This window comes from Nocardia sp. CA-136227, from assembly GCF_050955695.1.
GTDB lineage: Bacteria > Actinomycetota > Actinomycetes > Mycobacteriales > Mycobacteriaceae > Nocardia.
On the sequence record NZ_CP192081.1, the window covers coordinates 5691523 to 5710948 of the forward strand.

Consider the following 19426-nt stretch of genomic DNA (forward strand, 5'->3'; position numbering starts at 1 on the left):
TTCCCCAGCGCGGCACCGGCCGGTATTCGCTACTCGAGTCAGGCCTTCCCCCAAGACTTTTCACCGAGCGGTCCGCGTTGAGCCATTCCCGCCAAGTTTCACGTTCGGCCTGCGAGTGATCGGCGGTGGGGTTAATTTGGTCATGCGTCCAGGTTTTTCGGGGAAAGCAGTACTTCGATGCGAAACATCATTCTGATCACCGCTTCTATCGGTATTTCACTCGCCATCGCGGCCGCGCCGGCGGCCGCCGAACCACTCACAGTAGAAGGCCCCGGGGTTGCCCAGGCCGATCCCACCGCATTGGATCCCGGCATGACCTGCCTCGAGGGATTCCTCAAAGGCTGGGCCAGTTCGGCCGCCACCGGCTCGGTGACGGGTTCCGCGCTCGGGTTCCTCGGCGGTTCCGCCGCAGGCCCCGAGGCCGGTCTCGCCGCAGGTCTAACGAACGGGATCATCACGGCTCTGACCAGCGGCTCCGGCGGCGGACTCGCCACCTGCGCCCTCGACGAGCTGGCCAATGGGGGCGGCGACGCCTTCCTCGGCTCGACAACCGGGCCGGGCCGGGGATACCTGACAGGGTCCGCCAGTGGGTCCGCGTCAGGATCGGCCACCAGCGACCTGCCGGGTGCGGTGATATCCAGCATCCTGTCGGGACTGCTCGGCGCGGCGACCAGCGGCTCGAGTTAGCGGGCCAGTCGCACGAAAAGGCCTTCACCGACCGGTTGATCGGTCGAGGAAGGCCTTTTCGGCGCGGTGGATCAGTAGGTCGGGAGGACGTAGTCCTGGGTCTGGTCCAGCATTTTCATCATGATGGGACGGAACAGCTTGGTGGTCATGAGCTTTCCGACCTGCTGCATCATCTTCAGGCCGAGCTTCGAGGTGGGGAGCATCATCTGGATGCCGCCGCCGGGGAGCTCCTTGGCCTTCTCCAGGAACGGGGTGACCTGCTCCTCGTAGCGGGCCAGCGCGCCGTCGATATCGGCTGGGGTAGCGGCGATTTCGCCCGCCAGCAGGTAGGCGCCGACGATGGCCATGGCGGTGCCCATGCCGGTCATCGGGGAGCCGCAGAAACCGGAGTCGCCGAGCAGGGTGACGCGGCCCTTCGACAGGGTGGGCATGTCGACGCGGACCAGCTCGTCGAAGTAGAAGTCCTCGGTGGTCTCCAGGTGCCCGAGGGCCTCGGGCACCAGCCAGCCCGCCTCCGCCAGCATGTCGCGAATCAGCTTGCGCTGGGCGGGGATATCGCGGCGCAGGGCCGGGTCGGCGTCGGTGCGCAGGGTGATGATGGCCTTCGAGGTGGCCGGGTCGAAATCGGGGCGCAGGCCGAGCGAGGCGCGCGGCACCACGTGCATGGACATCCAATCCTTCTCCACGCCCGCCGGAGTGGGGATCGTGTAGAAGGACATGTAGCCGCCCAGGTAGGTGGTGAACTCCTTCTCCGGGCCGAACACCAGCTTGCGGGTGCGGGAGTGCACGCCGTCCGCGCCGATCACCAGGTCGTAGCGCTCCTCGCGGCCCGAAGCGAATCCGACCGTGGCGCCGTCGGCATCCTGGTCGATGGTCTCGATCCAGTCGCCGTAGCGGTAGTCGAGTTCGCCTGCGGCACCGGCGAGTTCGGTGAGCAGCACATTGTTGAGGTCGCCCCGGCTGATCTCGATGTCGGCCACCGGACCCTTGCCGTCGAACATCTCCATCGACATCCGGTACACCGACGACCCGTCCGCCTTGACCAGGGCCATCCCCTTCTCGTGCAGCAGGCTCTTCTTGATCCCCTCCATCAGCCCCATGCGCTCGGCCACCTCCCGGCTGGGCCCACGCAGGTCGACAGCCTGCCCGCCGGGCCGCGGCGCGTCCGCCCGCTCGACTACGGTGACCGCGATACCGGCCCGGAGCAACTGCAGGGCAACAGCATTGCCGGCAATGCCGCCGCCGGCGACCAGGACGCGGAGGGTGTTGGCGGTGGTGCTCATGGGGTGTCTCCCGGTTCGTGGTGAAGAACGTTTGTCTAAGACATATGTCTACACGAGGTCTGACACGTTTGTCTAGAACAAATGTCTAACACGGTGGCGAGCGTAGGCTCGAACGGGAATCAACGCTGGTGAGAGGACATGAACGTGACGACCCGCAGGGGACGGATCGGGCTGTCGATCGGGGCAGTCGTGGCGGTTGCCCTCTGGGGTGAGTGGGAGAACTGGCGTGCCTCACGCAGATTCGTGGGGTCCGCCCCCGGCACCACCGAGGCGGTCGTCGTGCTGGGCTATCGCAATGCGGGCACCCGAGCCAATGTGATGAACCGTTGGCGGGTGCGAGCGGGACTACGGTCCGTCGACCCCGCCGCAGCCAGCAGCCGGCTCGTCCTGTGCGGCGGCGCCTGTGCCGGCCCGACCCCCGAAGCCTTGCTGATGGCCGACTACGCCACCGCCCACGGCTATCGCGGACCCCTCACGGTCGAACGACAGAGCCGAAGCACCTGGGAGAACATCGCTTTCGCCCTCCCCTACCTCGAGAGCGTCGACCGGATCAAAATTGTCTCGCTCCCCTACCACGCCGAGCGAGGCCGGTCCTACCTCATCCGCCAGCGCCCGGACCTGGCCGAGCGGCTCGTCCGCGGCGCCGAATACCGCTTCGGCGAATGGATGCCGCTGAAACCCCTACTCGCCCTGTACGGCCGAGGAAAACTGGTGCGATGGCCGATCTCGTACTCACGCCGGAGCGGCGCGACCAGCTAGCCGCCCTGCTCGCCGACGAACATCGACTGCGGACGCAATTCCCCCGGGTTGCCGAATATTTGACGACAGCGCCGATGCTGTCAGGCACCCGCGACGACGCCACGGACGCCGCCTTCGACCTTCGCCTGGTGCATTACCTGACCGGCGGCGAGTCCCGGAATCCGTACTGGGACATCGTCGCGGCATCCGTGAGTGAGTGTAACGGCCGTCGAGTGGTGAACGGCGGCAGTTCATCCGGCAGCGGACGCCTGGCCTACGCGCAGACGATCCTGCAAGCGGCCTACGCGTATGCGATTCCCTCACCTCAGACGATCGCGTGGATGCGCGAGTTCTGCGGGAGCAGAACAGTGGTGGAGCTCGGCGCGGGACGCGGCTACTGGACCGCACAGCTCACCTAAGCCGGCGTGACCGTGCAGGCCTACGATTCACATCCTCCGCACGTCACCGACAACGCCTTGTCCCCCAACGCAGTTGGCCAAGGCTACCGGCTTCCCGTTTCGGGCACGAGCGTGAACAAGGAAGGGCCAGACGGCCTTCAGACCCGTCTAGTAGTGGTATCGCGCCTGAACGATCGTGATCGTCTCGCCTGCAACCGAATAGATCAGGCGGTGTTCGTCGGTGATCCGACGCGACCAGTAGCCGGATCTGTCGGCCCGCAAGGGTTCCGGCTTGCCGATGCCTTCGAACGGGTTGCGGGAGATCTCGGCGATCAGGCGGTTGATCTTCGCGAACATCTTGCGGTCCGCGGTGATCCAGTGCTGGTAGTCCTCCCAACCGTTCTTGGTGAACGTGATGTTCATTCGTCCTCCGCTTCGATTCGGGCGGCCATATCTTCCAGCTCGCCTAGGGAGAACGTCACCACCTCTCCGGCCTCCGCCTGAGCCATACCTTCCGCGAGGCGCTTTGCGTTCGCCGGAGAGCGGTACAGATAGATGGTCTCGCGCCACGAGTTGAAGTCCTCTTCACTCATAAGAACGGCGTTGCCCTTCTTACTGGTGATGTGGATCGTGGTGTGGTCGGTGTTGACTTCTTCGATCAGCGGGAACAGCTTGTTCCGAGCTTCGCTTGCCGACACGGATTCAGTCATCGCTACATCCTCTTCCGGTACGGGACACTTGTACGGTACCAGAAACCGGTACAAGTTGGGTTTGCGCTTGACGAAATCCGTTCGGCGCGAAAGCATCTAGCGCACAGACAAACGAAAAAAGCCCCTGACCGTGCGGGGTGAACCGCGGGTCAGGGGCTTTTCGGCTCCCCCATCTGGACTCGAACCAGAAACCTGCCGATTAACAGTCGGCTGCTCTGCCAATTGAGCTATAGGGGATTGTTTCCCTGGCTGGCCCTTCCGGACCGGCCGGGGAAAACTTTAGCGTATCGGTTGTACAGTTCCCAAATCGTGGCTCTACCTGCGGGAATATGGACGGGGGCGAGATGGGGTGCCGGATCGACAGGGGCGGGGTGGGGGCGGGCAGGGCCGGAGGCGGGATGGTATGCGCGAAGAGTCGCGGGTCCGCTGGAAACGCGTCCGTTCTGTCCTTCTGTTCGCGCTCGGGGCCTGAAGTTGTCGGTGGCCTCATGTATTGACTGGAGTCATGAAGCCCGCTGCGGAGGTCGCTGCGATGAGTTGCCGGTCCTACCGGCTGCCGTCATGCGCGAACGCGGCGAAACTCGCGCGGGTCGCGGCGGTGTTGCCGGTGTGGCAGGCCGGGCTCGGGCGGGCCCAATCGGCGGTGCGGCGACAGTTGTTCACCACCGGTGTACTGCCCCGGTGGGTGGACACCAAAGGCTGGGACGACGGCTTATCGCAACGGCAGTGGGACTCGGTCGGTCAGCAGGCGGTGGCCACGCACCGGTCATGGCTGGGCAACTGCGAACGCGTGTTTCGCGACCTCGTCACCGGCTCAACTCTGCCCGAGAAGGTCGCCGAGGATCTGCTGTACGTGAACAAGGCCAACGCCTGGTACCGGCAGCCCGGCCTCGGGCAGGACGGGGCCCAGGCCGGGCAGATTCAGATGTCGAAGCACCGTGTGATCGCGGCCGAGATCTTGACCCTGGCCCGCACGATCATGCGCCAGGTCCGCAAGCGTGTCGGGGCTCCGGATCTGCGGCGTGTCCGCACCATGGTGATGGACGGCAAGATCGCCGTCGTCGAATCCCCGAAACACGCTGGCACACACGCTTATTGGGTCCGGATTTCCACCCTGACAAGAAACAAGCCGGCGTGGATCCCACTGCGCACCCAAGCAGCGTTCGAGGCGCGCCTGGCGCGCCCGGGCGCGGTGGTGGCCAACCACTGCCAAGTCATCATCACCGGGGAGGGCCGGGTCGAGTTCCGGCTTGTCGTGAAAACCAGGAAAGCGATACCCGGTGACGAGCGGACCCGCGACCTGGGCGTGGACTGGGGCATGGCGACTTTGTTCGCGACCAGTGCTGGCACCTTGCACGGGCGCGACTTCCTGGACCGGTTGCGCGCCTACGACGCCCGTCTGCAACCGCTGGTCGCGGCGTTGAACCGCCAGCACATCCGGTTGCGGGATTCGCGTCGTTACCGGGCTTTGGTCCAAGACATTCGCGGGTTCGTCACCAACGAGGTCAACCGGTGCTTGAACCGAATCCTGAACCCAGACAAGGGCGGCGCACCCGATGTCGCCCGAGTCATCGTGGAGAAGCTGGACTTCCGCGGTCTGGCCCAGGCCGGCAAACTGTCCAAACGCCTGCGCCGACTGCTCGCGTTCTCGGGCCGGGCCGCGGTCGACACCAAACTCGCTTCCCTGCGTGAGGATCTCGGCATCGAGATCCTCGAAGTCCCTGCCGCGTACTCCAGTCAGGAATGCGGCAGCTGCGGATACACCGCCAGAAGCAACCGTCGAACCCAAGCACGCTTCCGGTGCCGGTTCTGCGGGAGAACCGTCCACGCCGACATTGGCGGAGCCCGAACACTGCTGAGACGTTCTCACCTAGTGGGCTCCGACTCGTCTCGGAATCGTGGACAAGTCCTGAATGCCCTCGACGAACGATTTCAGTCCCGTTGGGGCTGGACGTTCGCCGAGATCGCTCAGCGACAGCGTCACGGGGCGGCACGAGTCACGCCCACTGCCGATCCTCCGGACACCACCGGAGGACGACAAAAAGACAACGGATTACCATTCGTGTCTGACCCTATGGGAGGAGCTTCTCGGGATGCTGCGGTTGATCATCGGTGTGGCGGCTGGGTATGTGTTGGGCGCCAAGGCCGGGCGGGTTCGGTATGAGCAGATCAGTAAGACGACCCGCGCGATCAGTGAGAGCCCTGTCACGCGGAAGGTCGTGTTGATGGGGCGGCAGAAGCTCGCGGACAAGCTGAACACCCAGCCGAAGCTGGAGCCGATGGTGCCGCTGGACGAGCGGACCACGATCCTGGTGCCGCAGGACCAGCTGCGGCGCTGAGGGATTGGGGCTTTGCCCCTTGCCCCCTGGTGGGGGCTGCGCCCCCACACCCCTGCCCGGAGGCGGCGAGCTTCGCCGCCTGCCGGGTGCGTGGGGTCAGACGCCTGCGAAGTCGCCTGAGTTGCCCATGGCCTGGGTGAGGAGGCTCTTGCGGTATTGCTCCAGGGCCACCAGGTCGCCGAACAGGGCCATGTAGGCGTCGGGCTGTTCGGTGGAGGAGATGCGCTGGAGTTTGGACTTCAGTTCGGCGATCTGACGGCCGACCCAGGATTCCTGGGTGCGGGCCAAGACGCCGGCGACGAAGCGGGGGATGTCGTCGGCGGACTTCACCGGGAGGGGTTCTGCGGCCAGTTCGGAGACCATGGCGCGCAGGGTGAGGTCGTCGGTGTTGTCGGCGACGGCGGTGACCCATTCGGCGCCGGTGAGGCCCGCGGCGGTGCCGCCGGCTTCGGCGATGGCGGCGCGGACGGCGAGGAAGGCGGGGTGGGTGAAGGCTTCGGGCTCGAGGGAGTCGAAGACCGCGCCCGCGAAGGCGGGGTATTGCAGGGCGGCGGCGAGGGTTTGGCGTTGGGGCAGCAGGGCCGGGTCCGTGGGGTTGGGCCGGGCGGCGGGGCCGGGCGAAACCTCGTGGTGGGGTTGGCGTTCGGGGATGCCGGGCTTGGCGCCGGTGCGGGCGCCCTTGCGGGCCTCCTCGCCGACGCGGCGGACCACCTGCTGGATGTCGTCCCAGCCGACCCAACCGGCCAGTTTGGTGGCGTAGGCCTTGCGGAGGGCGAAGTCCTTGATCTGGGAGACCACGGGGACGGCGCGGCGCAGGGACTCGACCTGGCCTTCGGGGGTGTCGAGGTTGTGTTCGGCGAGCAGGCCGCGGATGACGAACTCGTACAACGGGACTCGGCGGGCGACCAGGTCGCGGACCGCGCCGTCGCCGTTGCGCTGGCGCAGTTCGCACGGGTCGAGGCCGTCGGGGGCCACGGCGATGTAGGTCTGGCCCGCGAGCTTCTGGTCGCCGGAGAAGGCCTTGAGGGCGGCGGCCTGGCCGGCGGCGTCGCCGTCGAAGGTGTAGATGATCTCGCCGCGCCAGAAGTTGTCGTCCATGAGCAGGCGGCGCAGGATCGCGAGGTGGTCGTCGCCGAAGGCGGTGCCGCAGGAGGCGACCGCGGTCTTGACGCCGGCCAGGTGCATGGCCATGACGTCGGTGTAGCCCTCCACGACCACGGCCTGATGGCCCTTGGCGATCTCCCGCTTGGCGTGGTCGAGACCGAACAGCACCTGGGACTTCTTGTACAGCAACGTCTCCGAGGTGTTGATGTACTTGGCGGTCATGGTGTCGTCGTCGTAGAGGCGGCGCGCGCCGAAGCCGATCACCTCGCCGCCGAGATTGCGGATCGGCCACAGCAGACGGCGGTTGAAGCGGTCCATGGGGCCGCGCTGGCCCTGCTTGGACAGGCCCGCGGCCTCCAGCTCCTTGAACTCGAAACCCTTGCGCAGCAGGTGTTTCGTGAGGGTGTCCCAGCCGCCGGGGGCGTAGCCGCAGCCGAACTGGTGGGCGGCGTTGTGGTCGAAATTACGGTCGGTGAGGTACTTGCGGGCCGCCTCGGCCCCGGGCTCGCCGAGCTGTGAGATGTAGAACTCGTGGGCGGCCGCGTTGGCGGCGACCAGGCGGGCGCGGGTGCCGCGGTCGACGCGGACCGAGGTTCCGCCGCCCTCGTAGTTGATCTTGTAGTTGAGCCGGTCGGCCATCTGCTCGACGGCCTCGACGAAACCGATGTGCTCGATCTTCTGCAGGAACGCGAAGACGTCGCCGCCCTCACCGCAGCCGAAGCAGTGGAACACGCCGTGATTGGGCCGCACGTGGAACGACGGCGACTTCTCGTCGTGGAACGGGCACAGGCCCTTCATGGAGTCGGCGCCGGCCCGGCGGAGGGCGACGTACTCCCCCACGACATCCTCGATCCGGACACGTTCACGAATCGCCGCGATATCGCGGTCCGGAAGTCGGCCAGCCACGCCAGCGAGTCTAGCCCCGGGCAGCCGACACGCTCGACCGGGACGCACGGCTGGACGCCGGACCGAATGGCCTTTCCGGCACGTGCCAGGATCGATCCGTGCTCAGCCTCTATCACGACGCCCGGACGCCGGTGCACGTCGTGCCCGCGGGGGTGAAGCTGGCCGGGCTCGCGGTCGCGGGGACGGCGCTGTTCTTCGTGTCGTCAATCACCGTGCTGACCGGCGCGCTCACCGTGGTGCTGGGCCTGTACGCGCTCGCGCGGATCCCGTGGCGGACGACCGCGCGGCAGGTCCTCGCGCTGCTGCCGTTCCTGGCGTTGATCGTGATCGCGCAGGTGATCTTCACCGACGCCCGCACGGCGGTCCTGGTCGGGGAACGCCTGCTCACCCTGGTCCTGCTGGCCAATCTGGTGACCTTGACCACCCGCACCTCGGCCATGGTCGACACCATCGAGCGCGCGCTCACCCCGCTGCGCCCGCTCGGCGTCCGCCCCGAACGGGTCGGCCTGCTGGTCGCCATGACCATCCGATTCATCCCGGTCATCCGTGAGCAGGCCGAACTCGTGCGCGCCGCGCAGCGGGCTCGTGGCATCGAGCGCAGCACGGTCTTCCTGGTCCCGCTACTGATCCGCACACTGCGCATGGCCGACGGGGTCGGCGAGGCCCTGGACGCTCGCGGCCTGGACTGACCGGTCGGTCCGGCAGCCATTTAGGATGCCTCGGGTGCGTAGTAGGGATTTGGCGCAGATCGCGCTGTTCGCGGCAATCATGGTGGTCCTGGGATTCTTTCCGCTGATCCAGTTGCCGGGAGCCTTCGCACCGTTCACCTCGCAAACTCTGGGCGTCATCCTGGCGGGCTCGATTCTGGGCGCCAAGCGCGGCGCGCTGGCCATGCTGCTCTTCGACGTCATGGTCTTCGCGGGGCTGCCGGTGCTGGCGGGCGGGCGCGGCGGCCTGTCGGTGATCATGGGCCCGACGGGTGGCTTCGTGATCGCCTATCCGATCGGCGCGCTGGTGATCGGCCTGCTCACCGAACGGGTGTGGAAGCACTACATCCTGCCGCTGGCCCTGCTGATCAACTTCCTCGGCGGCGCGATCGTGCTGTACGCCATCGGGATTCCGTGGATGGCCGCGGCCGCGCACATCTCGCTGGGCAAGGCCATCACGACCTCGGTGGCGTTCCTGCCGGGCGACGTGGTCAAGACGGTGATCGGGTCGCTGGCCGCGGTGGCGGTGCGCAAGGCGTATCCGATGATTCCGGCGCGGGCATGATCGAACTCGACGGCGTCTCACACCGATTCGGCGAGCGCGAGGTCCTGCGCGACCTGGATCTGCGCTTGAGCGAACGCCGGATCGCCGTGGTCGGCGCGAACGGTTCGGGCAAGTCCACCTTCGCGCGGCTGCTCAACGGCCTGCAGGTGCCGACCTCGGGCACGGTCCGGGTGGACGGCCTCGATACCCGCAAACAGGGCCGGGCCGTGCGCAAACGGGTCGGATTCGTCTTCCAGGATCCGGACGTCCAGATCGTCATGCCGACGGTCGCCGAGGACCTCGCCTTCGGCCTCAAACACCACGGCGTCGCCAAATCCGACATCCCGCAACGGGTCACCGAGACCCTCGCGACCTACGGCCTCGCCGAGTTCCGCGACCACCCCGCGCATCTGCTCAGCGGCGGCCAGAAGCAGCTGCTCGCCATCGCCGCGGTGCTGTCGGTGCGACCCGAGTACGTGGTGTTCGACGAACCGACCACCCTGCTCGACCTGCGCAACACCCGCCGCATCACCCGGATGCTGCGCGAACTCCCGCAGCGACTGGTCGTGGTCTCCCACGACCTGGACCTGCTCGCCGATTTCGACCGCGTGCTGGTGTTCGACGAGGGCCGCGTCGTGGCCGACGGCCCGCCGGCGGAGACCATCCCGCGCTACGTGGCCATGCACTTGGACTGAGCCCGCGCCGAATGCCGCGGGACCATGGCTCGCCCCCACACGAGCGGACCGAGGCCGTCGCCGCTCGAAGTCCTCAGTCCTCGCGCCCGAACAGATGCCGCCGCACGTGCGCGTTCAACCGCTGCCCGGGCCGCGCGTTGAACGCCATGTGCACGCTCACCCGCGGAATCTCGCCCTGCACCGGCGTCACCCGGTGCCGGGACCGCCGCCCGGCGTGCAGCACCAGCGTGCCCGGCACGGTCGGCAGCATCTTCACCATGTGCCGGTGCCGCATCGGCAGCCCGCCCCCGCGCTCGATGAAAGCCCCGGGCAGCGGGATGTATTCGAGCGCCCCGCCCCGCTCCGGCGCGACGATGTGCAGCATGACCGTGTAATCGGACATGTCGTAGTGCCAGTCCTGCGCGTCCCCGTTCTCGTGGATCTGCACCGTCATCGCGCCCAGTTCGTCGGCGGACCGGTAGGCCTGCTCCCCCACCAGGTGGGAGACGAACTCCCGCAAGGGTTCCCAGTGGTAGAGCGCCTTCAACGGCGAGGAGTCCGGGATCCGGTCGCAGGCCACGGTGTATTCGAAGCGCATGGCGTCGCCGAGTCCGTCGGAGAGCACGTCGGCGGCCATCTCGGTGACCGCGGCGGGCCGCAGGAATTCGGGCAGCACGGTGACTCCGCTGACCAGGAAGTCCGCCTGCGACCGCTCGATGACCTCGCGCAGCCGCGTCACGGACCGCCGGTCGAGCGGATATCGCTCGAGGTCGACCAGGTCGTCCACCTCGCGTGTCATCGCGCGCCCCCTGCCGCCGGATTCACCGGACTCAGGGTATCGCGGCGGCGATGCGTTCCAGGCGGCTCTCGGTGTAGGAGGCGATCTGGTCGACGATCACCCGCACCCGGGCGGTGTCGTCGGCGGCTTCCTCCCACCACGGCAGCAGCAGCCGGTCCAGCCCGTGCGGGGCGGCGGCGAGCAGCCGGTCGGCGACGAGCAGGATGCGTTCGCGCTGCCCGGCCTGCCGCACCCGGTGAATCGGATCGGAGAGCACGTACCGCAACGCCATGGTCTTGAGGACCGCGACCTCGGCGGCCACGATGCGCGGCACCTCCAGATCGGCGGCGTAGCGCGACAATTGGCGGCCGCCCCACGCGGCGCGGGTGGCCTCGACGGCGGCGGTGGCGAAGCGGCCCACCAGATCGCTGGTCAGCCGTTTGAGCGCGACCGAGGCGGCCAGGGAGCCGTCGTATTCGGCGGCGGCGGTGACCACGGGCAGTTCGGAGAGCCGCTGCGCCGCGGCCACCATGTCGTCCACGCTGTGCGAGCTGTGCCGTTGCGCGCCGAGTTCGGCGAGCGCCACCTGTTCGGCCGGATCGGCCAGGGCGCGCAGGTCGATGCGCCCGGCGATGACACCGTCCTCGACGTCGTGCACCGAGTAGGCGACGTCGTCGGACCAGTCCATGATCTGCGATTCCAGGCATTGGCGGCGTTCGGGCGCGTCCTTGCGGACCCAGTCCAGCCGGTCCATGTCCACCCCGTAGGCCCCGAACTTGGAGCCGGGACCCGTTCTGCCCCACGGATATTTGATGACGGCGTCCAGGGCGGCCCGGGTCGGGTTGAGCCCGAAACTGACGCCCTGATCGTCGAACACCTTGGGTTCGAGCCGGGTGAGGATGCGCAGGTTCTGCGCATTGCCCTCGAAACCGCCGTGCGCGTCGGCGAATTGGTCGAGGGCCACTTCACCGTTGTGCCCGTAGGGCGGGTGCCCGATGTCGTGGGCGAGCCCGGCCAGGTCCACCAGGTCGGGATCGCAGCCCAGGCTGTCGGCGATGCTGCGGCCGATCTGGGCGACCTCCAGCGAATGGGTGAGCCGGGTGCGCGGGGTGTCGCCGTCGCGCGGGCCCATGACCTGGGTCTTGTCGGCGAGCCGCCGCAGCGCGGCCGAGTGCAATACCCGGGCCCGGTCGCGCGCGAATTCGCTGCGCCGGGCCGGGCATGGCGACCAGCTCAGTCCGGCCGTGTGCTCGGTCTCGGGAACCATGCGTTCCCGGTCGGCGTCGGTGTAGACCCGGTCATAGTCGATGCGTGCGTTCATTGCTCACTGATCCGCCGTGTATTTGAAGTCCGCCGAGAAATGGGTCAGCTGATACCAGAGCAATGCGAAGGTCTCCCGGAAGATCCCGTGCGCCTGCGATTCCCGCGTGTACACCGCGGGCCCGGTTCTGGTGGGCGCGGTCCAGGCCGACAGCCCGGCGTCGCGCGCCATGGTGCGGGTGCGCAGCGAATGCCAGGGGTCGCTGACCAGCACCACCGACGATTTGCCACGCGCCAGCAGCGCTTTCGACACCGCTTCCACGCTCTGCAGGGTGTCGGAACCGGTTTCGACGGCCAGGATCCGGTCCTCCGGCACGCCCTGGTCCTTCAGGTAGTTCTTGCCCGAGGCCGCCTCGGTGTAGTTGTCGCCGACCCGCTTGCCGCCCACCGTCACGATCATGGGGGCGACCTGCTTGCGGAACAGCTTGTGCGCCTGGTCCAGTCGCGCCTCGAACACCGACGACGGGGTGCCGTCGTACTGGGCCGCGCCCAGCACCACGATGGCGTCGGCGTGGGCGTAGTCGTCGATGCGGGCCACCTGCCACACGTGCAGGGCGGTGCCGCCCACCACGACCAGGCCCATCAGCACCCCGCCGACCAGCAGCCGGCGCACCCAGCGCAGCGTGCCGCCACCGCGTTCGGAGGCGGTGGATGCGGCCATGTCCGGTGCCGGCCAGTCGGGTTCGGCTCGGTGGTTGCGGAGTCTCACCAACCGCGTTGCCGCCATTCGGGCAGCTGCGGGCGCTCGGCGCCGAGGGTGGTGTCGTCGCCGTGGCCCGGATACACCGCGGCGGCGTCCGGATAGCGGTCGAACAGTTTGGTCTCGACGTCGCCGAGCAGCGAGGTGAACTGCTCCGGCGACTGGGTCCGGCCCACGCCGCCCGGGAACAGCGAGTCACCGGTGAACAGGTGGACGCCGCCTGCGCCGTCGGTCAGCGCCAGCGCGACCGAGCCGGGGGTGTGCCCGCGCAGGTGGATGGCCTCCAGGACGAGGTCGCCGACGTGGACCTTGTCGCCGTCGGCCAGCAGCCGGGCCGGGGGCACCGGCAGCGGCGCGGCGTCCAGCTCGTGCGCGGCGGTCGGAACGTCGGTGGCCGACACCACATCCGGGAGCGCGAACCAGTGGTCCCGGTGCTGGTGGGTGGTGACGATGAGCTCCACCCGGCCCGGCGCCTCCTGGCCGATGAGCTCGAGGATCCGCTCGGCCTCGTTGGCGGCGTCGATCAGCAGGGTCGCGCCGGTGGCGGCGCACTGCACGAGATAGGTGTTGTTGTCCATGCCACCGACCGACATCTTCACGATGCGCGCGCCCGGAACCTCACGCCGCTGCGGATTGGAGCCGGGCGAGACGTGGCCCGTGTAGGGCGAATCGATGGTGATCACGTCACCGATCGTAGTCATGGCTTCCGACACAGTGTGCAGAAGAAACCGACCCTCCGCGTTCCACAGTTAGATTCGACGCATGCGGCCATCGAAGCAGCTGTCCCTCCTCGTGACCGGTCTGCTCGCGGCCCTGGCCCTGCTCGGCGGGCACGCCGCGCCGGCCGCGGCCGAGACGCCCCTGCGACTGCCCGGCTATGTCACCGACAAGGCCGGGGCGCTGGACCGCGGGCAGACCGCGGAGCTGCAGCAGGCACTCGACGCGCTGTACTCGCGCGACCACGAGCGGCTGTGGGTCGTCTACGTGCGCGACTTCAGCGGGATGGACTCGCACGCCTGGGGTGAGCAGACCGCGAAACTGTCCGGGTTCGGGGATCGCGACGTGCTGCTGTCGGTGGCCGTCGACGATCGGGCGTACGCGTTCACCGGGACCGTGCCGCAGTCGGTCAGCGACAAGGAACTCGACCGGCTGCTCACCGACCGGGTGGAGCCGAAGCTGCGCGACGGGAACTGGGCCGGGGCCGGGCTGGCCACGGCGACCGGGCTCTCGGACGCCATGAGCGGCTCCGGCGGCATCGGGCTGTTCCCGATCCTGATCATCGCGCTTCTGGTGGCGCTGGCGGTGCTGGGCATCTGGTGGTGGTCGAAGCGGCGCAAGACGCGGCGGGAACGCTCGGTCATGGAGTCGGCGCGCAAGACCGATCCGACCGACACCCGGGCGCTGGAGTCCCTGCCGCTGGTCGTCCTGGACGCCCTGTCCAAGGAGACGCTGGTCGACACCGACAACGCCATTCGCACCAGCACCGAGGAATTGCGGCTGGCCACCGACGAATTCGGAGCCACCGCCACCGCACCCTTCACCGCCGCCCTGGAGGGCGCGAAACGGGCGCTGGCCAAGGCGTTCTCGATCCGCCAGCAGCTCGACGACGACATCCCCGAGACCCCGGATCAGCAGCAGCGCATGCTGATCGACCTGGTCAGCAGCTGCGGCAGCGCGAATCGGGACCTCGATGCCAAGGTCGGCGAATTCGACGCCATGCGCAATCTGCTCATCAATGCCGGGGAGCGGCTGGACGCGCTGACCCGCGACCTGATCGAGCTGACCGCGCGGGTGCCCGGTTCGCGGACCACGCTCGCGGCGCTGGTGGCCGCGCATCCCGCGTCGGTGCTCGCGCCCATCCACGACAACGTGAGCATGGCGAGCGAACGAATCGGATTCGCGGAGAAGACGATCGCCGACGGGCGGGCCGCGGCCGCCAAACCGGTCGGGCAGCAGGGCGCGGCGGTATCCGATATTCGCGCCGCCGAATCGGCCGTGGACGCGGCTCGCACGCTGCTGGACGCGGTCGATTCGGCCGCCACCGATATCGAGCAGGCGCGGGCCGGACTGTCGGCCATGATCGAGGAACTGCGCGGCGATCTGGCCACCGCCGACGGACTGTCGGAACACGGCGGCACCGATCTGCCCGCCGCGACGGCCGCCGCGCGCACCGCTCTCGATCAGGCCACCGCCGACGGGGCCACCAATCCGCTGGGGGTCTTCCGGCAGGCCGTCGCCGCCGACGCCGCGTTGGATCAGGCGATCGCCGCGGCCGGTGATCGCAAGCGGGCGGCCGATGACCTGCGTCGCCGTCTCGATCAGACGCTGACCGCGGCCCGCAGCCAGGTCAATGCCGCCGCCGACTACATCAGCACCCGGCGCGGCGGGGTCGACGCCGAACCGCGCACCCGGCTCGCGGAGGCCCAACGCAGTCTGGATCAGGCCGATCAGCTCGCCGCCTCGAATCCCGAGCAGGCTCTCCAATCCGCCCAGCGCGCCGTCGAACTCGGAGCTCGCGCGCTGCACACCGCGCAGGCCGCAGTGCAGGAATGGCAGGCTCAGCAGCAGCAACGCGTGTCTTCCGGGGGCTCCCAGACCGGGGCCATCCTGGGTGGAATCCTCATCGACGGCATGCTGCGCGGGATGGGCAATGAATACCGCCGCGGCGGTGGCGGATTCGGCGGCGGTTTCGGAGGCGGGGGCGGTGGCCGCGGCTACGGCCCAGGCTCCTTCGGTGGTTCCGACGGCTCCCGGCGGATCAGCCGGGGCGGCCGGTTCTGAGGGTTCGGCTCACCGGAGGCGAGCCGAACCCGGCGCACTCACCAGCCGGAGCCGGTCCCGCCGGAACCCGTGTTGGCCACGATGGTGCCGATGACCATCTGCGCGAGCCCCGCGATCAGGCTGAGAATTCCCATGGTGTCCTCCGACTTCCGCTTTCCTCACCGACTGTCCGGTGTAGCGGTGAACCTAACCCAGCAAACTTGAGAAAGTGGCTCATTTCAGAACATTTCCCGCTGAGTGCCACCCGTGGTCATGATTCAGCTACTGCCCCGGGACGCTAGAGCCAGCCGAGGCGCTCGGCCGCCCGGACGGCTTCGGCGCGCGTGCGGGTGCCCGTTTTGCCGATGGCGGAGGACAAATGGTTGCGGACCGTGCCCTCGGACAGGTGCAGGAGTTTGGCGATGGCGCCCGCGGTCGCTCCGTCGGCGGCCGCGGCGAGGACCTCGCGTTCCCGGGCGGTGAGGGGTGAGGTTCCGGCCGTGAGGGTTTCGGTGGCCAGAGCCGGGTCGACGACGCGCAGGCCCATGTGGACGCGGCGGACGGCGTCGGCCAGTTCCCGGGCGGGGGTGTCCTTGACGACGAAGCCGGAGGCGCCGGCGTCGATGGCGCGGCGCAGGTAGCCGGGGCGGCCGAACGTGGTGACCATCAGGATGCGCACGGCCGGGTGGGCGGCGTGCAGCTGGGCGGCGGCCGAGATGCCGTCCAGGCCGGGCATTTCCACGTCCAGCAGGGCCACGTCGGGGGTGGTGCGCTCGACGGCGGCGAGCACCTCGTCGCCGCGACCGACCTCGGCGACGACGTCGAGGTCGGGTTCCAGGCTCAGCAGTGCCGCGAGGGCGCCGCGGACCAGAGCCTGGTCGTCGGCGAGCAGTAGTTTGATCATTCCGGCTCCTTGATCGTCTCCGGGAAGCTTGCCAGCACCCGGAAGCCACCGTCCGGGCGCGCGCCCAGGGTGAGTTCGCCGCCGGTGGCCCGCACCCGCTCACGCAGTCCGGACAGGCCGGATCCGGTGCGGGCCGAGTCGCGCGGGCCCACACCGTCATCGGCGATCTCGATGCTGTTCGGGGTCACCCGCACCCAGCAGTGGGCCGCGCCGCTGTGCCGCACCACATTGGTGACGGCCTCGCGCAGTACCCAGCCGAACACGACGCTGTGCCGCGACGGCAGTTCGCCGGGATCCGGGAGCACGGCCTCGATCTCGGCGGCGTTCAGCGCGGTGCGGGCATTGGTCAGCTCGCCGGCGAGCGAAACCGCCCGCAGCCCACCGACGGTGGAGCGCACCCCGGCCAGCGCTTCCCGCGCCAGCTGTTCCACATCGGCCATCTCCGTCTTCGCGCGCTCGGGGGCGACATCGATGAGCCGTTGCGCCAGTTCGGTTTTCACGGTGATGACGGTGAGCGAGTGGCCGAGGATGTCGTGCACGTCGCGCCCGACCCGCAGCCGCTCCTCCGCCACCGCCAGTTCGGCGAGCTGCTGCCGGGCGATGTGCAGTTCGTGATTGCGTTGCAGGATCACCCGGATTCCGCCGACCGCGAAGGCCGCCAACACGATCGACTGCATCAGCGAGTACGCAGGCGGCTGCCCGGTGAGCAGTTGCGGCAGCAGCGCGAACCCCACGATCAACGCCAGTTCGAGCGGGACCGCCCGCCGCACCGGCAGCGTGAACGCGATGTAGGAGGCCATGTAGACGCCCAGCCCGAGCATCTGCGAATGCAGCGTGACCGCCGCGGCCGCGATCAGCGCCACCTGCACGGCCAGCGATCCGGCCACCACCAGCCAGGGCGGGCGCGGCGGCCAGCCCTGGTCGGACGGGCCGCGCACCAGCAGCCAATAGGACGCGACATAGGCGATGCCGAAGGCGACGATCACCGCGATCGTGTACGCGCGGGCCACCGGATCCTCGAGCTGCCAGCCCTGCCGCAGCGGGTCGAACAGGTACACCGCCCACACGGCCGCGAGCAGCGTCCCGAACCGTCGCCGCCGCCGGATACCCGCCTCTTCCGCGTCCACACCGCGGGACGCTACCCGAGCCCATGCCGATCGTCGCCGGTCAGCGCGCGGCCGTCCGGCGGATCGGGACGGCACCGCAGCGCTCAGCGACAGCATCGGGGCAGCCGGCAGCACCGACCCGGGGCAACGCGGCACCAGCCACTCGCGGTGAGGTTCATACGAATACCGTCACCCGCCGCGACCTGCCACGCATCCTCGGTTCGTCACTGTCCGCCCATGACGGATGTCATGGGCGAGGCCACGATCAGGCCGTGACGGTGACGCTGTGCAGACCGCCCGGGCCGATCGGGAACGGCGGGCGCTCCTCGGCGTCCTGGACCTCGCCGGAGCGGCTGATGGCGCGGGCCTGAATGGTGTGGGCGCCCGGCGGCACGTCGACGATGGTGCGCCAGCGCCGCCAGGCCGCGGGGGCCAGTTCGGAGCCGAGTTCCACCGGCAGCCAATCGGTTTCGCCGATCCGGATCTCCACCCCGGCCACCCCGTGCGGCGGGGCCCAGGCGACCCCCGCGATGGTGAACTTGCCGCCGCCCGGGCCGCCGCCGGAGGCGACATCGATGCGGGCCTGCGGCCGCACCCACAGTGGTTCGGCGGGCCAGCCGCGCTTCCACCAGTAGTCGACGTGGCTGTCGTCGGTGAGTTCGAGTTCGCCGACCCACTTCGCGCCCGAGTACTGGCCGTAGATGCCGGGCACGAAAACCCGTGCGGGGAAGCCGTGTTCGGGCGGCAGCGGTTCCCCGTTCATGCCGATGACCAGGTAGCCGGGCCATTCGCCGGTGCGCAGCGGTTCCAGCGGCAGCGAGATGGTGTAGCCGTCGACGGCGCGGGTGACCAGGCGGGTCGCACCGGATTCGGGGACGGCGTGGTCGAGCAGGGCGGTCAGCGGGACGCCGAGCCAGCGGGCATTGGCGCAGCGGCCGGAGCCGACGGTGTTGTGCACGCACACCATGACGGCGTCGAATTCGACGGCCTGCTCGGCCAGATCGGCCAGCGACAGCCGCAGCTGGTGGGCGACCCGGCCGCCGATGGACAGCCGCCAGTCGGCGGGATCGATGCGCGGGGCCCGCGAATTCACGTCCGCCACATAGAATTTGCTCGCCGGCGTGATGAGCGGGGTCAGGCCCGGTTCGCTGCCGATGCCGTCATCGGGGACCGGGACGTGCGCGCCCATCGGGCCGACCCGGCGGGCCCGTTCCCGGTGCCGCTGATCCTCGCGCCGCACCAGTGTCTCGGCGGCGGCGATCATGCCGGTTCCCGCTGCGGCCCACAGCAGTCCGTGTCCGGTGGGCTTGCGCAGCCCGGCTCGCAGTACGGCCGCGGCGGCCACCGCGCCGAGCGCGCCGGGCACCGAGCGGTCGGTGTTGCGCAGGGCCGCGGCTGCGGTGGCGGCCCCGAACACGGCGGCCGCGGGGGTGCGCAGTCGTGGCGGGAGCAGTGCGGTGCCGACGGCCGCGCCCACGCCCCAGAGCGCGACACCGAGCCGGGTCATCTCCTTGTCGTGGTCCCCGGCCTGCGCCACCATGGTCTCGACCACCTGCACGGGCGCGTAATCCGCGGCCAGCCGACCGATTCCGTCGAGCATGGAGCCGCCGCGCGCCGCGGCGAGCAGTTCGCCCGCGCCGAGCGCGCCCACCCCCACCGCGACCGCGTGCAGCAGCCCCTTCTTGCGCGCAGTCCCCTTCTCCGACACTTGTCCGAACCTTCCGTAGCCGACCGGGTTTCCGGGCCCATTGTTCCCCAGCCGACCCGC

The 19426-nt window shown here is 69.1% G+C and carries 20 protein-coding genes and 1 tRNA gene; 9 read left to right on the forward strand and 12 right to left on the reverse strand.

Annotation, left to right across the window (positions count from 1 at the left end; genetic code table 11):
* The first annotated feature begins 177 nt into the window (after window positions 1–177).
* Window positions 178–687, forward strand: coding sequence for a hypothetical protein (locus ACQP06_RS26350; RefSeq protein WP_379095025.1), 510 nt, complete (start codon window positions 178–180; stop codon window positions 685–687).
* A gap of 71 nt (window positions 688–758) precedes the next feature.
* Here the strand turns inward: ACQP06_RS26350 and ACQP06_RS26355 are convergent, their stop codons facing one another.
* Window positions 759–1970, reverse strand: coding sequence for an FAD-dependent monooxygenase (locus tag ACQP06_RS26355; protein ID WP_433667104.1), 1212 nt, complete (start codon window positions 1968–1970; stop codon window positions 759–761).
* A 144-nt stretch (window positions 1971–2114) separates the two neighbouring features.
* Here ACQP06_RS26355 and ACQP06_RS26360 point away from each other — a divergent pair, with 144 nt between their 5' ends.
* Window positions 2115–2729 carry a YdcF family protein gene (locus ACQP06_RS26360; protein WP_433667105.1) on the forward strand — a complete coding sequence of 205 codons (615 nt, stop codon included), beginning with the start codon at window positions 2115–2117 and terminating at the stop codon, window positions 2727–2729.
* Window positions 2687–3127, forward strand: coding sequence for a hypothetical protein (locus tag ACQP06_RS26365; protein WP_433667106.1), 441 nt, complete (start codon window positions 2687–2689; stop codon window positions 3125–3127). Before ACQP06_RS26360 ends, ACQP06_RS26365 begins: the two co-directional genes overlap by 43 nt.
* A 147-nt stretch (window positions 3128–3274) precedes the next feature.
* On the opposite strand, the gene ACQP06_RS26370 is transcribed toward ACQP06_RS26365, so the two are convergent.
* The 3 genes from ACQP06_RS26370 to ACQP06_RS26380 form a co-directional block, all read right to left on the reverse strand.
* Complete coding sequence (locus tag ACQP06_RS26370; protein WP_433667107.1) at window positions 3275–3529, reverse strand: Txe/YoeB family addiction module toxin; 255 nt, start codon at window positions 3527–3529, stop codon at window positions 3275–3277.
* The gene (locus ACQP06_RS26375; protein ID WP_433667108.1) at window positions 3526–3816 is read right to left on the reverse strand and encodes a type II toxin-antitoxin system Phd/YefM family antitoxin; all 291 of its coding nucleotides are present in this window, start codon (window positions 3814–3816) and stop codon (window positions 3526–3528) included. Before ACQP06_RS26375 ends, ACQP06_RS26370 begins: the two co-directional genes overlap by 4 nt.
* 164 nt (window positions 3817–3980) lie before the next feature.
* A tRNA-Asn gene (locus ACQP06_RS26380) sits at window positions 3981–4053 on the reverse strand.
* Window positions 4054–4321: 268 nt separating this feature from the next.
* Between ACQP06_RS26380 and ACQP06_RS26385 the strand changes: the two genes are divergently transcribed.
* Both ACQP06_RS26385 and ACQP06_RS26390 read left to right on the forward strand, forming a co-directional pair.
* On the forward strand, window positions 4322–5980 hold the full coding sequence (locus tag ACQP06_RS26385) for a zinc ribbon domain-containing protein (protein WP_433667109.1): 1659 nt from the start codon (window positions 4322–4324) through the stop codon (window positions 5978–5980).
* Window positions 5910–6155, forward strand: a complete 246-nt coding sequence (locus tag ACQP06_RS26390) for a hypothetical protein (RefSeq protein WP_213560124.1) — start codon at window positions 5910–5912, stop codon at window positions 6153–6155. The genes ACQP06_RS26385 and ACQP06_RS26390 overlap by 71 nt, the downstream gene beginning before the upstream one ends.
* 96 nt (window positions 6156–6251) lie before the next feature.
* Here ACQP06_RS26390 and dnaG read toward each other — a convergent pair whose 3' ends face one another.
* Window positions 6252–8165, reverse strand: coding sequence for a DNA primase (gene dnaG / locus ACQP06_RS26395; protein ID WP_433667110.1), 1914 nt, complete (start codon window positions 8163–8165; stop codon window positions 6252–6254).
* 98 nt (window positions 8166–8263) lie between these two features.
* On the opposite strand from dnaG, the gene ACQP06_RS26400 reads away from it, so the two are divergent.
* From ACQP06_RS26400 to ACQP06_RS26410, 3 genes are read left to right on the forward strand one after another with little or no spacing between them, the layout of a single operon-like run.
* Window positions 8264–8854 (forward strand): energy-coupling factor transporter transmembrane component T family protein, encoded by a 591-nt coding sequence (locus ACQP06_RS26400; protein ID WP_433667111.1) that lies wholly within the window; start codon window positions 8264–8266, stop codon window positions 8852–8854.
* A 34-nt stretch (window positions 8855–8888) separates the two neighbouring features.
* Window positions 8889–9437 carry a biotin transporter BioY gene (locus tag ACQP06_RS26405; RefSeq protein ID WP_433667112.1) on the forward strand — a complete coding sequence of 183 codons (549 nt, stop codon included), beginning with the start codon at window positions 8889–8891 and terminating at the stop codon, window positions 9435–9437.
* A complete protein-coding gene (locus ACQP06_RS26410) occupies window positions 9434–10111 on the forward strand; it encodes an energy-coupling factor ABC transporter ATP-binding protein (protein ID WP_433667113.1) in 678 nt (225 codons plus the stop codon). Before ACQP06_RS26405 ends, ACQP06_RS26410 begins: the two co-directional genes overlap by 4 nt.
* 73 nt (window positions 10112–10184) lie before the next feature.
* On the opposite strand, the gene ACQP06_RS26415 is transcribed toward ACQP06_RS26410, so the two are convergent.
* Genes ACQP06_RS26415 through ACQP06_RS26430 form a run of 4 tightly spaced genes read right to left on the reverse strand, consistent with a single transcriptional unit; the run spans window position 10185 to window position 13589 of the window.
* Window positions 10185–10889, reverse strand: a complete 705-nt coding sequence (locus ACQP06_RS26415; RefSeq protein ID WP_357086195.1) for a HalD/BesD family halogenase — start codon at window positions 10887–10889, stop codon at window positions 10185–10187.
* 31 nt (window positions 10890–10920) lie between these two features.
* Window positions 10921–12189 (reverse strand): deoxyguanosinetriphosphate triphosphohydrolase, encoded by a 1269-nt coding sequence (locus ACQP06_RS26420; protein ID WP_433667114.1) that lies wholly within the window; start codon window positions 12187–12189, stop codon window positions 10921–10923.
* Window positions 12190–12192: 3 nt separating this feature from the next.
* On the reverse strand, window positions 12193–12849 hold the full coding sequence (locus ACQP06_RS26425; RefSeq protein ID WP_433667115.1) for a YdcF family protein: 657 nt from the start codon (window positions 12847–12849) through the stop codon (window positions 12193–12195).
* Window positions 12850–12893: 44 nt separating this feature from the next.
* Window positions 12894–13589, reverse strand: a complete 696-nt coding sequence (locus ACQP06_RS26430; protein WP_433667116.1) for an MBL fold metallo-hydrolase — start codon at window positions 13587–13589, stop codon at window positions 12894–12896.
* Between the two features lie 61 nt (window positions 13590–13650).
* Here ACQP06_RS26430 and ACQP06_RS26435 point away from each other — a divergent pair, with 61 nt between their 5' ends.
* Window positions 13651–15669, forward strand: a complete 2019-nt coding sequence (locus ACQP06_RS26435) for a TPM domain-containing protein (RefSeq protein ID WP_433667117.1) — start codon at window positions 13651–13653, stop codon at window positions 15667–15669.
* Window positions 15670–15946: 277 nt separating this feature from the next.
* Here ACQP06_RS26435 and ACQP06_RS26440 read toward each other — a convergent pair whose 3' ends face one another.
* The 3 genes from ACQP06_RS26440 to ACQP06_RS26450 form a co-directional block, all read right to left on the reverse strand.
* The gene (locus ACQP06_RS26440; RefSeq protein WP_387306796.1) at window positions 15947–16552 is read right to left on the reverse strand and encodes a response regulator; all 606 of its coding nucleotides are present in this window, start codon (window positions 16550–16552) and stop codon (window positions 15947–15949) included.
* Window positions 16549–17679: a histidine kinase gene (locus tag ACQP06_RS26445; protein WP_433667118.1), complete on the reverse strand. Its 1131-nt coding sequence runs from the start codon at window positions 17677–17679 to the stop codon at window positions 16549–16551. Before ACQP06_RS26445 ends, ACQP06_RS26440 begins: the two co-directional genes overlap by 4 nt.
* 244 nt (window positions 17680–17923) lie before the next feature.
* Complete coding sequence (locus ACQP06_RS26450) at window positions 17924–19366, reverse strand: molybdopterin-dependent oxidoreductase (RefSeq protein WP_433667119.1); 1443 nt, start codon at window positions 19364–19366, stop codon at window positions 17924–17926.
* Between the last annotated feature and the right edge of the window lie 60 nt (window positions 19367–19426).

What these genes read in the sequence shown, in the direction of transcription:
- ACQP06_RS26350 (WP_379095025.1), top strand. Translation starts at nt 178, where the DNA reads ATGCGAAACATCATTCTGATCACCGCTTCTATCGGTATTTCACTCGCC.
- ACQP06_RS26355 (WP_433667104.1), bottom strand. Translation starts at nt 1,970, where the DNA reads ATGAGCACCACCGCCAACACCCTCCGCGTCCTGGTCGCCGGCGGCGGC.
- ACQP06_RS26365 (WP_433667106.1), top strand. Translation starts at nt 2,687, where the DNA reads ATGGCCGATCTCGTACTCACGCCGGAGCGGCGCGACCAGCTAGCCGCC.
- ACQP06_RS26370 (WP_433667107.1), bottom strand. Translation starts at nt 3,529, where the DNA reads ATGAACATCACGTTCACCAAGAACGGTTGGGAGGACTACCAGCACTGG.
- ACQP06_RS26375 (WP_433667108.1), bottom strand. Translation starts at nt 3,816, where the DNA reads ATGACTGAATCCGTGTCGGCAAGCGAAGCTCGGAACAAGCTGTTCCCG.
- ACQP06_RS26385 (WP_433667109.1), top strand. Translation starts at nt 4,322, where the DNA reads ATGAAGCCCGCTGCGGAGGTCGCTGCGATGAGTTGCCGGTCCTACCGG.
- ACQP06_RS26390 (WP_213560124.1), top strand. Translation starts at nt 5,910, where the DNA reads ATGCTGCGGTTGATCATCGGTGTGGCGGCTGGGTATGTGTTGGGCGCC.
- ACQP06_RS26410 (WP_433667113.1), top strand. Translation starts at nt 9,434, where the DNA reads ATGATCGAACTCGACGGCGTCTCACACCGATTCGGCGAGCGCGAGGTC.
- ACQP06_RS26415 (WP_357086195.1), bottom strand. Translation starts at nt 10,889, where the DNA reads ATGACACGCGAGGTGGACGACCTGGTCGACCTCGAGCGATATCCGCTC.
- ACQP06_RS26420 (WP_433667114.1), bottom strand. Translation starts at nt 12,189, where the DNA reads ATGAACGCACGCATCGACTATGACCGGGTCTACACCGACGCCGACCGG.
- ACQP06_RS26425 (WP_433667115.1), bottom strand. Translation starts at nt 12,849, where the DNA reads ATGGCCGCATCCACCGCCTCCGAACGCGGTGGCGGCACGCTGCGCTGG.
- ACQP06_RS26430 (WP_433667116.1), bottom strand. Translation starts at nt 13,589, where the DNA reads ATGACTACGATCGGTGACGTGATCACCATCGATTCGCCCTACACGGGC.
- ACQP06_RS26435 (WP_433667117.1), top strand. Translation starts at nt 13,651, where the DNA reads ATGCGGCCATCGAAGCAGCTGTCCCTCCTCGTGACCGGTCTGCTCGCG.
- ACQP06_RS26440 (WP_387306796.1), bottom strand. Translation starts at nt 16,552, where the DNA reads ATGATCAAACTACTGCTCGCCGACGACCAGGCTCTGGTCCGCGGCGCC.